The 12,430-nt window shown below is 68.5% G+C and carries 14 protein-coding genes; 12 read left to right on the top strand and 2 right to left on the bottom strand.

The features are described 5' to 3' along the window. The first annotated feature begins 315 nt into the window (after positions 1 to 315). From ACGFU7_RS29405 to mqnP, 7 genes are all read left to right on the top strand, one after another. Positions 316 to 1,173: an urease subunit gamma gene (locus tag ACGFU7_RS29405; protein ID WP_393699671.1), complete on the top strand. Its 858-nt coding sequence runs from the start codon at positions 316 to 318 to the stop codon at positions 1,171 to 1,173. Next, positions 1,166 to 3,097 (top strand): urease subunit alpha, encoded by a 1,932-nt coding sequence (locus tag ACGFU7_RS29400; protein ID WP_393699670.1) that lies wholly within the window; start codon positions 1,166 to 1,168, stop codon positions 3,095 to 3,097. The genes ACGFU7_RS29405 and ACGFU7_RS29400 overlap by 8 nt, the downstream gene beginning before the upstream one ends. Before the next feature lie 88 nt (positions 3,098 to 3,185). Continuing rightward, entirely contained in the window at positions 3,186 to 3,860 is a 675-nt protein-coding gene (locus ACGFU7_RS29395; RefSeq protein ID WP_393699668.1) for an urease accessory protein UreF, read from the top strand. Between the two features lie 43 nt (positions 3,861 to 3,903). Continuing rightward, positions 3,904 to 4,596, top strand: coding sequence for an urease accessory protein UreG (ureG, locus tag ACGFU7_RS29390; RefSeq protein WP_393699667.1), 693 nt, complete (start codon positions 3,904 to 3,906; stop codon positions 4,594 to 4,596). Next, positions 4,593 to 5,438 carry an urease accessory protein UreD gene (locus tag ACGFU7_RS29385; RefSeq protein WP_393699665.1) on the top strand — a complete coding sequence of 282 codons (846 nt, stop codon included), beginning with the start codon at positions 4,593 to 4,595 and terminating at the stop codon, positions 5,436 to 5,438. The genes ureG and ACGFU7_RS29385 overlap by 4 nt, the downstream gene beginning before the upstream one ends. Positions 5,439 to 5,496: 58 nt before the next feature. After that, a complete protein-coding gene (locus ACGFU7_RS29380; RefSeq protein WP_393699663.1) occupies positions 5,497 to 6,954 on the top strand; it encodes a menaquinone biosynthesis decarboxylase in 1,458 nt (485 codons plus the stop codon). Further along, a complete protein-coding gene (gene mqnP, locus ACGFU7_RS29375) occupies positions 6,951 to 7,868 on the top strand; it encodes a menaquinone biosynthesis prenyltransferase MqnP (protein WP_393699661.1) in 918 nt (305 codons plus the stop codon). Before ACGFU7_RS29380 ends, mqnP begins: the two co-directional genes overlap by 4 nt. Positions 7,869 to 7,880: 12 nt before the next feature. Here the strand turns inward: mqnP and ACGFU7_RS29370 are convergent, their stop codons facing one another. After that, positions 7,881 to 8,507 carry a rhomboid family intramembrane serine protease gene (locus tag ACGFU7_RS29370; protein WP_393699660.1) on the bottom strand — a complete coding sequence of 209 codons (627 nt, stop codon included), beginning with the start codon at positions 8,505 to 8,507 and terminating at the stop codon, positions 7,881 to 7,883. A gap of 121 nt (positions 8,508 to 8,628) precedes the next feature. Between ACGFU7_RS29370 and ACGFU7_RS29365 the strand changes: the two genes are divergently transcribed. After that, complete coding sequence (locus ACGFU7_RS29365; protein ID WP_393699658.1) at positions 8,629 to 9,312, top strand: UbiX family flavin prenyltransferase; 684 nt, start codon at positions 8,629 to 8,631, stop codon at positions 9,310 to 9,312. Positions 9,313 to 9,320: 8 nt separating this feature from the next. On the opposite strand, the gene ACGFU7_RS29360 is transcribed toward ACGFU7_RS29365, so the two are convergent. Then, positions 9,321 to 9,455, bottom strand: coding sequence for a hypothetical protein (locus ACGFU7_RS29360; RefSeq protein ID WP_393699657.1), 135 nt, complete (start codon positions 9,453 to 9,455; stop codon positions 9,321 to 9,323). Between the two features lie 132 nt (positions 9,456 to 9,587). On the opposite strand from ACGFU7_RS29360, the gene ACGFU7_RS29355 reads away from it, so the two are divergent. The 4 genes from ACGFU7_RS29355 to ACGFU7_RS29340 all read left to right on the top strand — a co-directional run bounded on the left by ACGFU7_RS29355 (position 9,588) and on the right by ACGFU7_RS29340 (position 12,347). Further along, positions 9,588 to 10,043, top strand: a complete 456-nt coding sequence (locus ACGFU7_RS29355; protein ID WP_393699655.1) for an Lrp/AsnC family transcriptional regulator — start codon at positions 9,588 to 9,590, stop codon at positions 10,041 to 10,043. Positions 10,044 to 10,132: 89 nt separating this feature from the next. Continuing rightward, positions 10,133 to 11,296 carry an aminofutalosine synthase MqnE gene (gene mqnE / locus ACGFU7_RS29350; protein WP_393699653.1) on the top strand — a complete coding sequence of 388 codons (1,164 nt, stop codon included), beginning with the start codon at positions 10,133 to 10,135 and terminating at the stop codon, positions 11,294 to 11,296. 109 nt (positions 11,297 to 11,405) lie between these two features. After that, a complete protein-coding gene (locus tag ACGFU7_RS29345; protein WP_393699651.1) occupies positions 11,406 to 11,930 on the top strand; it encodes a GNAT family N-acetyltransferase in 525 nt (174 codons plus the stop codon). Positions 11,931 to 12,050: 120 nt separating this feature from the next. Next, complete coding sequence (locus tag ACGFU7_RS29340) at positions 12,051 to 12,347, top strand: DUF4229 domain-containing protein (protein ID WP_393699649.1); 297 nt, start codon at positions 12,051 to 12,053, stop codon at positions 12,345 to 12,347. Positions 12,348 to 12,430: the final 83 nt, after the last annotated feature.

The raw sequence follows: 12,430 nt of genomic DNA, 5'->3' as shown, positions 1-12,430 counted from the left end.
CCTGACTGATGCCCTACGGATCGCCGAAAGCCGGGGCGGACGGCTTCAGCAGGGCAGGCCGGTGGAACGTGGCGTGGAGTCCGACGATGTTCGCAGGCCGTACATGCCTTGAATGCCGCGCGGAGCTTTGAATGCCGCGCGGAGCCTTCCGGCGCTGATCGCCACGGGGAGGCCGGTCGGCCGCGATTAAACCATCGGGAACCTTGGATTCGGACGGTTCGGCCCAGCTGTCACTCATATGGGCGGCGGTCGGGCTGTGCTCGTTTCCGGCTCTGCCGACGTGATCATGATGGTCCCACGAGGGGCTGGGGCCGGATGGCCGAGGAAGCTGTGGTGCGCCGACGGCATGGGTGTGAAGTCGTGGAGACTCCACCCGGACTGCCGGTGGTGCGTGGCCGGGCCCCAGCACAAGCGCCCGGGGCAGAAGCCCTGGGCAGGGCGAACGCAGGGGGAATGGCTGTGCACCTGACTCCACATGAACAAGAGCGCTTGATGATTCATCTGGCGGCGGACGTCGCCGAGAAGCGTCGGGCCCGGGGGGTGCGGCTCAACTACCCCGAGACGGTGGCGCTGTTGACCGTGCATGTCCTTGAGGGGGCTCGGGACGGCAGCACCGTCGCCGAACTCATGTCTTCCGGCCGGAAGTTATTGTCCCGGAAAGAGGTCATGGAGGGCATCCCCGAAATGATCAAGAACGTGCAGGTGGAGGCCACGTTCCCCGACGGCACGAAGCTGGTCACCATCCACGACCCCTTGCCGGAGGCGGGCGAGGAGGAAGAGGGGCTCGTCTCCCCGGGGGAGGTCGATTACTCCACGAAACAGGAAGACAGGCTCGTGCCCTTCAACGAGGGCCGTGAGATCACTTCCCTGACTGTCAAGAACCCGTGCGACCGTCCCATCCAGGTCGGTTCCCACTACCACTTCGCCGAGGCCAACTCCGGGCTGGAGTTCGACCGCGAGGCCGCTTGGGGCAAGCGTCTGCACGTCCCGGCCGGCAGCTCCGTACGCTTCGAGCCCAGCATCACCGAAGAGGTCGAACTCGTACCCATCGAGGGCAGGCGGCTGGTCCACGGCCTGCGCGAGAGGATCGACGGTCTGCCCGGAAAGATCGACGGTTCACTCGACAACATCGAGGGTCCGTTCGGCGAGGTCGGGGGCAAGTCCAATGACTGACTTCGCCGAGTGTCCTTGCTGCCCGGAGCCCCCCAAACGCTCCGACCCCCTGACCCGTGCCGCGTACGCGGACCGGTTCGGGCCGACGATCCGCGACCGCATCCGTCTCGCCGACACGGAGCTGCGGATCGAGATCGAGGACGACTGGTCGGGTGGCCCCGGGCGCAGCGGGAACGAGATGGTCTTCGGCGGCGGCAAGGTGATCCGTGAGTCGATGGGGCAGTCCATCGCGCCGCGCGACCCGGCCGGTGCCGACGAGACGGGAGGCCCTGGCGAGTCCGGCGGCGACGAGGTCGTCATGCCTCCGGACACGGTGATCACCGGCGCCGTCGTCCTGGACCACTGGGGCATCGTCAAGGCCGATGTCGCCATCCGGGACGGCCGCATCACCGCGCTCGGCAAGGCGTACAACGACGAGACCATGGATCCCCTCCACGAGGGGGCCGGCAACCACAACAACGTCGGCCCGATCCCCACGGACTTCGTCATCGGCCCCGATACCGAGGTCATCGCGGGCAACGGGAAGATCCTCACCGCGGGCGGGGTCGACACGCACGTCCACTTCATCTGCCCCGAGCAGGTCGGTGAGGCGCTGTCCGCGGGCGTGACCACGCTCATCGGGGGCGGTACGGGACCGGCGGAGGGCAGTACGGCCACCACTGTCACACCCGGTTCCTGGCACCTCGCCCGGACATTCGAGGCGCTGGACTCCTTCCCGGTCAACGTCGGGCTGCTCGGCAAGGGCGCCACCATGTCGGAGAAGTCCATGTACGACCAGGTGGACGCGGGCGTCATCGGCTTCAAGATCCACGAGGACTGGGGCGCCACACCGGCGGTCATCAAGAAGTGCCTGGAGGTCTGCCAGGAGACAGGCGTCCAACTCGCACTCCATGCCGACTCGTTGAACGAGGCGGGCTTCGTCGACGACACCATTCGGGCCATCGACGGACACTCCATCCACGTCTTCCACGTCGAGGGTGCGGGCGGCGGCCATGCTCCCGACATGATCAAGATGGTGCATGAGGGCAATGTGCTGCCCGCCTCCACCAACCCCACGCGGCCACTGACCGTCAACACGGTCAAGGAGCACTTCGACATGGTGATGGTCTGCCATCACCTCAACCCGAAGATCAAGGAGGACCTGGCCTTCGCGGACTCCCGCATCCGGCCCTCCACGATGGCCGCCGAGGACATCCTGCACGACCTCGGCGCCATCTCGATCATGTCGTCGGACGCCCAGGCCATGGGCCGCATCGGCGAGATGATCATGCGCACCTGGCAGACCGCGCACGTCATGAAGGTCCGCCGGGGCTTTCTGGAGGGCGACAAGCTGCCGGGGGACGAGCAGCCGACGGGCGACAAGGGCGCCGACAACAGGCGCGCCCGGCGGTACGTCGCGAAATACACCATCAACCCGGCGATCGCTCAGGGGATCGACACAGTGGTCGGGTCCGTGGAGCCCGGCAAGCTGGCCGACCTGGTGCTGTGGGAGCCGAAGTTCTTCGGGGTCAAGCCCCACCAGGTGATCAAGGGCGGGCAGATCGCGTACGCGCAGGTGGGCGATGCCAACGCGTCCATCCCGACCCCGCAGCCGGTCCTGCCCCGCGCCATGTGGGGCGCCACGGGCCTGGCGCCGCGCTCCACCTCGTTCAACTTCGTCACCCAACGGGCCATCGACGACGGGTTGCCCGAACGGCTCGCGCTGGGCAAACAGTTCAAGGCCATCAGCAGCACGCGTGACGTCTGCAAGGCGGACATGAAGGAGAACAGCGCCACCCCCGACGTCCGGATCGACCCCGACACCTTCGAGGTGATCGCGGGGGGCGCAAAGGTGGAGGACGTGACGACGTGCATCGACGGCCAGATCGTCGAGCGGAACTACCCCCGTGAACTCCCCATGGCGCAGCGGTACTTCCTCTTCTGAGATCCCGCAAGACGGCCGCAGGCGACCCGGGCGGCGAGCTGTGAAGCGTGAGCTTCGAAGATGAGTGACGAAAGGTGACCTGCGAAATATGAGCCGCGCCGCGCTGTTCGTCCTGGCCGATGGCCGCTTCCCCGCCGGAGGGCACGCACACTCCGGTGGAGCCGAACCGGCCGTGGCCGCGGGCCGTATCAAGGATGCGGACTCGCTGGAAGAATTCTGCCGGGGGCGGCTGCACACCGCCGGCCTGGTCGCGGCGGCACTGGCCGCTGCGGCCGCCGCGGGCCACGATCCGCTGGCGCTGGACGAGGCCGCCGACGCCCGTACTCCGGTGCAGGCGCTGCGGACCACTGCCCGCAAGCTGGGGCGGCAGATGATGCGGGCTGCCCGAGCGACCTGGCCGTCGGCCGAGCTGGACGCGCTGGCCGCGGCCCGGCCGCGCGGCGCGCACCAGCCGGTGGTGCTGGGTCTGGCCGCGCGGTCGGCCGGGCTGGCACCTCTGGATGCCGCGTATGCGGTGGCGTACGAAACCGTCAGCGGGCCGGCCACGGCGACGGTCCGGTTGCTGAGCCTGGACCCGTTCGACGCCACCGCCGTCCTCGCCCGCCTCGCCCCCGACCTCGACCGGACCGCCGCCGCGGCGGCCGCGGCCGCCGGGCGCATCCCCGAGGAGGGGATCGGCGCCCTGCCCGCCGCCTCCGCGCCGCTGCTGGACATCACCGCGCAGCAGCACGCCGCCTGGCCGGTACGCCTCTTCGCCTCCTGAACCCCCCAAAGACCGCTGAACACCACGCAGGACTGGAGCCCGTATGCACCTCGACCACGCAGAGACGTTTCCCGAGCGCCACACCTACAGCGCTGAACCCCGGCGCCCCGACGGCACCCGGCGTGCCCTGCGGATCGGCCTGGGCGGGCCGGTCGGCTCGGGCAAGACCGCCACCGTCGCAGCCCTGTGCCGGGCGCTGCGCGACGAGCTGTCCATCGCCGTGGTCACCAACGACATCTACACGCGCGAAGACGCCGAATTCCTGCTCCGCGAGGCGGTACTGCCCGCCGAGCGGATCACGGCGGTGGAGACCGGTGCCTGCCCGCACACCGCCATCCGCGACGACATCTCCGCAAACCTCGAAGCCGTCGAGGACCTGGAGAACGCCATCGGCCCCCTCGACCTGATCCTGGTGGAATCGGGCGGCGACAACCTCACCGCCACCTTTTCCAAGGGCCTGGTCGACGCCCAGGTGTTCGTCATCGATGTCGCCGGCGGCGACGACATCCCGCGCAAGGGCGGCCCCGGCGTCACCAATTCCGACCTCCTGGTCATCAACAAGACCGACCTCGCCCCCTACGTCGGCTCCGACCTGGAGAGCATGGCGCGCGACGCCGAGGTCCAGCGCGGGCACCTGCCCGTCGCCTTCACCTCCCTCAAGACCGAGGGCGGTGTGAAACCTGTTGCCGACTGGGTCCGCGAGCGCCTCACCGACTGGACCGCAGGCCCCGCATGACCCTCGTACCCCCGCCGACCGCGGGGGCTCCTGGACGGACTGCTGTAGGCGTACGTGCCACCGCCCGCATCACGGCAACCGCCAGCGGCACCACCACCACGCTGCCCGTCCTCGACGGCGACGGCCCCTTCGAACTGCGTCGCCTGCGCTCGCACGGGAGCGAGGCGCGGGTGTGCGTCGTCGGCGCCATGAGCGCCCCCCTCGGCGGTGACCGACTGCGTATCGAAGCGACTGCCCAGCAGGGCGCGGCGCTGCACATCACCTCCGCCGCCGCGACCCTCGCCCTGCGGGGCCCGACCTCCGAGCACGCCACGTACGACGTGCATCTGACCGCAGGGGAGCACGCACAGCTCCACTGGCTCCCCCAGCCGTTGATCTGCGCGGGCGGCAGCGATCTGCGCCAGACCTGGACCGTCGACCTCGCCCCCACCGCACGGCTCGTACTGCGTGAGGAACAGATCCTGGGTCGCACGGGCGAATCTCCCGGCCATGTGGCGACTCGTCTCACCGTCCGACGCGGTGGGCAGACGCTGCTGGACCAACAGGCCGAGTACGGACCGGGCGCACCCGGCTGGGACGGCCCCGCCGTCCTCGCCGGCCACCGCGCGGCCGGGCAGCTCCTGATCGTCGACCCGGCCTTCGAGGAGACGCCCCTCGAAGTTCAACTGCTCGGTGGTTCCCCGGAAGACGGCCAGGCCGTGCTGACACCGCTCGCCGGCCCCGCCGCGCTGGTCACCGCCATCGCCCCCGACGGCCTCTGCCTTCGCCGCCTCCTCGACACGGCGCAGGCCGCTTCCCGCCGTCCCGTCCCGCGTGGACACGGGCGCGTTCGCGTTCCGTGAGAGGCGCTGAGGTGGGGCACCCCGGGTGATCGCCAACGGTGATGACAAACTGGACGGCATGGCTTACGACGATCTTCGTTCCCTCCTCCGGGCTCTGGAGCGCGAGGGCGAGCTCAAGCGCATCAAGGCCGAGGTCGACCCCTATCTGGAGGTCGGCGAGATCGTCGACCGGGTGAACAAGGCGGGCGGCCCCGCGTTGCTCTTCGAGAACGTCAAGGGGTCGTCGATGCCCCTGGCCATGAATGTCTTCGGGACCGACAAGCGGCTGCTCAAGGCGCTCGGGCTGAAGTCGTACGCCGATATCAGCGACAAGATCGGCGGGCTGCTCAAGCCGGAGCTGCCGCATGGTTTCGTCGGGGTGCGGGAGGCCTTCGGGAAGCTCGGCTCGATGGTGCATGTGCCGCCGAAGAAGGTGAAGTCCGAGAGCGCGCCCGTGCAGGAGGTGGTGCTCACCGGCGACGACGTGGATCTGGATCAGCTGCCCGCGCTCTTCACCTGGCCCGAGGACGGCGGCTCGTTCTTCAATCTGGGGCTCACGCACACCAAACACCCGGAGACGGGTGTGCGGAACCTGGGTCTGTACCGGCTCCAGCGTCATGACCGCCGCACCATCGGGATGCACTGGCAGATCCACAAGGACAGCCGCAACCACTACCAGGTCGCCGCCAAGCGCGGGGAGCGGCTGCCGGTCGCGATCGCGTTCGGGGCGCCGCCCGCGGTGACGTACGCCTCCACCGCGCCGCTGCCCGGGGACATCGACGAGTACCTCTTCGCCGGGTTCATCCAGGGCAAGCGGATCGAGATGGTCGACTGCAAGACCGTGCCGTTGCAGGTCCCGGCGCAGGCGGAGGTCGTCATCGAGGGGTGGCTGGAGCCCGGGAAGATGCTTCCCGAGGGGCCGTTCGGCGATCACACCGGCTTCTACACGCCGCAGGAACCGTTCCCCGCACTGACCATCGACTGCGTGACCATGCGGAGGCGTCCGCTGCTGCAGTCGATCGTGGTGGGGCGGCCGCCGACCGAGGACGGGCCGCTGGGGCGGGCCACCGAGCGGTTCTTCCTGCCGCTCCTCAAGATCATCGTGCCGGACATCGTGGACTACCACCTGCCGGAGGCGGGCGGCTTCCACAACTGTGCGATCGTCTCGATCGACAAGAAGTACCCGAAGCACGCCCAGAAGGTGATGAGTGCCATCTGGGGTGCGCACATGATGTCGCTGACCAAGCTGATCGTCGTCGTGGACTCCGACTGCGACGTCCACGATCTGCACGAGGTGGCCTGGCGGGCGCTCGGCAATACGGACTACGCGCGGGATCTGACGGTTTCCGAGGGGCCCGTCGATCATCTCGATCATGCCTCCTACCAGCAGTTCTGGGGTGGCAAGGCGGGCATCGACGCGACGAAGAAGTGGCCCGAGGAGGGTTACACCCGGGACGGGGGATGGCCGGACATGGTGGAGTCCGACCCTCAGACGGCGGCGAAGGTCGACCGCCGGTGGAAGGAATACGGACTGTGAGCGCCGCCGAAGCAGCACTGGGCTCAGAGCCCGTACAACCGAACAGCAAGGTCAAGGCGTTTCTGCGGCTCGTGATGATCGAGCACTCGGTCTTCGCGCTGCCCTTCGCGTACATCGCCGCCCTGACCGCGATGTTCCGGGCGGACGAGTCCATCCACTGGGTCACGCTGCTGCTCGTCACCATCGCGATGGTGGGGCTGCGGACGTTCGCGATGGCCTGCAACCGGATCATCGACCGGGAGATCGACGCCCGTAACCCGCGCACCGCGAGCCGGGAGCTGGTCACCGGGGCGGTGTCCGTGAAGTCGGCGTGGACGGGCGCGATTGCCGCCGTTGTCGTCTTCCTCGGGGCGGCCGCCCTGCTGAACCCGCTCTGTCTGGCGCTCGCGCCGGTCGCCGTCGTGCCGATGGTCGTCTATCCGTACGGGAAGCGGTTCACCCACTATCCGCACGCCATCCTCGGTATCGCGCAGGCCATAGGGCCGATCGGTGCCTGGCTGGCGGTGACCGGCAGCTGGTCGTGGGACGCGGTGATTCTCGGTCTCGCGGTCGGTATCTGGATCGGTGGCTTCGACCTGATCTTCGGCTGCCAGGACGTCCAGGCGGACCGGGCGCACGGGGTGCTGTCGGTGCCGGCCCGGTTCGGGATTCCGGCCGCGCTGTGGGGTGCGCGGGTCTGTCACGTGGTGACGACCGGGCTGCTCGTCTGGTTCGGACTGGCCACGGAGGCGGGCCTGCTCTACTGGATCGGCATGGTGATCGTCGCCGTCGCGTTCGTGTACGAGCACCGGGTGGTGCGGCCGCACGATCTGTCCCGGCTGAACCGGGCGTTCTTCTCGGTCAACGGGTTCATCGGAATAGCGCTGTTCGCTTGCGCGCTGCTGGATCTGCTGGTGCGGGGGCTGACGGTCTGAGCCGGACAGGCCCTACGGCATGAGCGGTTGGGCGGGTGGCGTCGTGCTCCTGCGGCGGCGGAAGACGAACGCCGCCGCCACGCCCGCCGCCAGTCCGAACAGGTGGCCCTGCCAGCTGACCGAGGTGTTGGCGGGGGATATCCCCAGCACGACCGATGAGCCCCATATCGCGCCGATCACCAGCCCGGCGCCGATGTCCAGCAGTCTGCGGTCCACGAAGCCGCGAACCAGCAGATAGCCGAAGAGGCCGAAGACCAGTCCGGACGCTCCCGCCGTATTGGAGTGGGCGGGCGAGACCAGCCAGACGCCCAGACCGTCGACCACGATGATCAGAGCGGCCACGGCCGCGAACCGGCGGATGCCGCCCAGAGCGGCCAGGAAGCCGAAGACCAGCAGCGGCACGCTGTTGGACGCGACATGGCCGAAGCCGAAGTGGATGAAGGACGCGGGCACGACGTCCAGCAGTTCGCCGGGCCGGCGCGGCTCGATCCCGTACGTGTCCAGTGAGTGGCCGGTCGACACGTCGACGACTTCGAGTATCCAGAGGAACGCCACCCAGCCCAGCATCAGCTTGGCCGCGGCCTTCGCCCGGTCGCCCGTGTTCCACGCCGGTGCAATTCCATCTGACGATGCGGCCATCGAGGCCCCCCTGCCGTCCCGTGTCGCCCGTGTTCCCACCTCCGGAAACGCCTGAGGCACCTTACTCAGTTCCGAGTTCGGGCAGCCGGATAGGCTCGGGTGTGTGGATTCCGGGACTTCAGTGAGTCAGCACCAGCGGCAGCCTTGGATTGTCGGGGTTTCAGGCGCTTCGGGCACCCCATTCGCCGCCGCCGTGCTGCGCGGTCTGCTGGCCGCGGGGGAGAGCGTCGATCTGGTGGTGAGCCGGGCGTCGCGGCTGACGCTGCTGGACGAGACCGGGATCGCGTTCCGCGACGCGCACTGGCAGGAGGATCTGCGCAGCTGGCTGGCGCGCGGGGCGGACGGGAAGCCGCACACCTTCGACGTGACCGATGCGGACGTCGAGGGCGTACGGCACTGGGCGGCCGGTGATCTTGCGGCGGGACCGTCCTCGGGGTCGTACCCGGCGAAGGGGATGCTGATCGTCCCGGCTTCGACGGCATGTGTGGCCGGGGTGGCGCTCGGGCTCTCGAAGGATCTGCTCCAGCGGTCCGCGAGCGTGACGCTCAAGGAGCGGCGGAAGCTGGTCGTCGCGGTGCGGGAGACACCGCTGAACGGGCAGACGCTGAAGCATCTGGTGAGCCTGGACGAGGCGGGCGCCGTCGTGCTGCCCGCCTCTCCGGCGTTCTACGCGGGGGCGACGCACATCCAGGATCTGGTGGACTTCGTCGCGGGGCGGGTGCTGGATGCGGCGGGGGTGCCGCACGGCCTGTACCGCCGATGGGAGGGAGAGCTCGGTGGCGGCTCTCGCGGCTCCGGAGGCTGAGTCCGTGGTCAGCGCTTCTTCTTGGCGCGCGGGGTGCGGGTCCTGTCGGCCCGCTGCGCGGCGGCGGGCTGGTGGGCACGCGAGCGGTTGGCCAGGTCCTGCAGCTCGCGCATTCGGGCGTAGGCCATCTCGATCGTGTACACGGTGTTCTCACTCCTGAAGATTCGAAAGTATTTTTTGGATGTTCGGAAAGATTTGCAGGCGATGAAGCCTGCATGCCTTAGATTCTACACATAAACTCGCGGTACTGCTGAACAATGGAAGGTTTCAGTCATATGGACGCGGTGGACAGGCAGCTCATCCAGGCCCTCAGGGAGAACGGCAGGGCCTCGTACGCCGAGCTGGGACGGCTCGTCGGGCTCTCCGGGCCCAGCGTCACCGACCGCATCAACCGGCTGGAAACCGCCGGTGTCATCACCGGCTACCGCGCCACCGTCAACGCCGCGGCCCTGGGGCTCGGGGTCACGGCCCTGATCGGTATCTCGCTCTCCGACGCCGCCGATCACGAGGACGTGGCGCGTCGGCTGAAGGACCTCGCGGAGATCGAGGACGCCTGGTTCATCGCGGGCGACGACTCGTACATGCTCAAGGTGCGGGTCGGTGACGTGGACGGTCTGGAGAAGACCATCCGCCGGCTCAGTGGTACGAGGGGCGTCTCGCGTACGCGTACCACGATCGTGCTCTCCACCAAGTGGGAGAACCGGGTCGGGGAACTTCCCGAGGAGGCGTAGGCGTAACGTGGTGGAGCCCCCGGGTGACCGGGGGTTTCGCCCGGTATCACCGGGAAGGCACAGCGCGTCGACAACTGGGAGGCAGCCGCATGGACGTTGGGCTCAAGCGCGAGCTGGAGGAGAAGGTCCGCGCAGGGGAGCGGCTGACCCGTGAGGACGGCATCGCCCTCTACGAGTCGGACGACCTGGCCTGGCTCGGCGGCCTCGCGCACGAGGTGCGGATGCGCAAGAACGGCGACGTCGTGCACTTCAACGTCAACCGGCACCTCAACATGACCAACGTGTGCACCGCGTCGTGCGCGTACTGCTCGTTCCAGCGCAAGCCGGGCGAGAAGGACGCGTACACCATGCGCATCGAGGAGGCCGTCCGGCTCGCGAAGGCGATGGAGGGCGAGAGCCTCACCGAGCTGCACATCGTCAACGGGCTGCACCCCACCCTGCCGTGGCGTTACTACCCGCGCTCGCTCAGCGCGCTGAAGGAGGCCCTGCCGCAGGTCTCCCTCAAGGCGTTCACCGCCACCGAGATCCACCACTTCGAGACCATCTCCGGGCTCTCCGCCTCCGAGATCCTCGACGAGCTGATCGAGGCCGGTCTGGAGTCGCTGACCGGTGGCGGTGCGGAGATCTTCGACTGGGAGGTCCGCCAGCACATCGTGGACCACAACACCCACTGGGAAGACTGGTCGCGCATCCACCGCCTGGCGCACGAGAAGGGGCTCAAGACCCCGGCGACGATGCTGTACGGGCACATCGAGGAGCCCCGGCACCGCGTCGACCACGTGCTGCGGCTGCGCGAGCTGCAGGACGAGACCGGTGGCTTCCAGGTCTTCATCCCGCTGCGCTACCAGCACGACTTCGTGGACATGAAGGACGGCAAGGTCCGCAACAAGCTCCAGGCGCGGACGACGATGGCGACCGGCGCCGAGGCGCTGAAGACCTTCGCGGTCTCGCGGCTCCTCTTCGACAACGTCCCGCACGTCAAGGTCTTCTGGGTGATGCACGGTGTGCAGACCGCCCAGCTCGCGCTGCAGCACGGCGCGGACGACATGGACGGCTCGGTCGTCGAGTACAAGATCACGCACGACGCGGACAACTACGGCACGCCGAACAAGCTCGGCCGTGAGGATCTGCTGGACCTGATCCGTGACGCGGGCTTCCGGCCCGTCGAGCGCAACACGCGATACGAGATCATCCGCGAGTACCCGGGCCCGGACGCCGAGCGGCGCGAGTCGCCGCAGCCGATGCGCGTCTGACGTACCGTCTCCAGCAGTCCCCGTACGAGAGCCCCGGCCGCCGGCCGGGGCTTTCTCGCGTACTGGACAGGGCTTGAGGCGATGGATCGGTAATAGTTAATCTGCGCCTATGGCACTTACGTTTGAGCTGGATCCCAAGTTCGACCGCACCCTGCGGGACGGCATCGCCGTGCTGTGGACCGATGTCTCCAACGCGGGCGGTGCGGTCGGCTTCGTACCGCCCGTCACGGCCGACGACGTCCGGCCCGAACTGGTCAAGCACCTGGTCGCCATGGCCGAGGGGCGGACCCGGCTGCTGGTCGGTTACGACGAGGAGGGTGCCGTCGCCGCCACGGCCTTCCTGGCCCTCAATACGCACCGGCTGATGGTCCACTGGCTCTGGCTCTACACGGTGATGGTCCACCCCCGCCACCAGGGCAAGGGTTACGGACGCGACCTGATGGACGCCGCGGCACAGGCCGCGCGGGGGATCGGCGGGATGGAAGCGATCCGGCTCACCTGCCGGGGCGGCACCGGTGTCGACCGGTTCTACACCTCGTGCGGATACAAGGAGGTCGGGCGGGTGCCCGATGCGATCCGGGTGGCCGACGGGGACGACCGCGACGACATCATCATGCTGCTGCCGCTCGGCTGAGAGCTCCGGGCGGCCCTGTCGGGCCCCTTTTGGTGCAGCCCTCCGAAGTGATCGATTCCGGGGCATGCTTCACTGGTCGGGCAGGATCGCAGGACTGTCGTACGTAGAGAGAGGCCAACTGTGTCTGCTGCCAAGCCGAGCGCGACGATTCGTTACACCGCGATGCGCCTCAGCATCTTCGTCGGCTGCTTCGCCGTCGCGGCCGTGGCCGTCCACTTCGGCCTGCTGCCCTCCGGTGCGCGTGGCTCCAATGTCATCTGGGTGGTTCTCCTCGCCCTGGTCCTGTCCGCGCCGCTCAGCTATGTGCTGCTGCGCAAGCAGCGTGACGAGATGTCCGCGCAGATCGTGTCCAAGGTCGACCGCACGAAGGCGCGGCTCGAAGCGAACCGGACCCGCGAGGACCACGTCACCCCGTGACGACCCGGTGAGGATGACGTAAGGGCTACGTAAGGTTCCTCACACCCCGCACAGTTTCCGTACGAAACCCCGGTGCCGGAGCA

It is taken from the genome of Streptomyces sp. NPDC048473 (assembly GCF_043200155.1).
In the GTDB taxonomy this organism is placed as follows: domain Bacteria; phylum Actinomycetota; class Actinomycetes; order Streptomycetales; family Streptomycetaceae; genus Streptomyces.
This window is presented reverse-complemented; position numbering and strand designations above follow the sequence as displayed.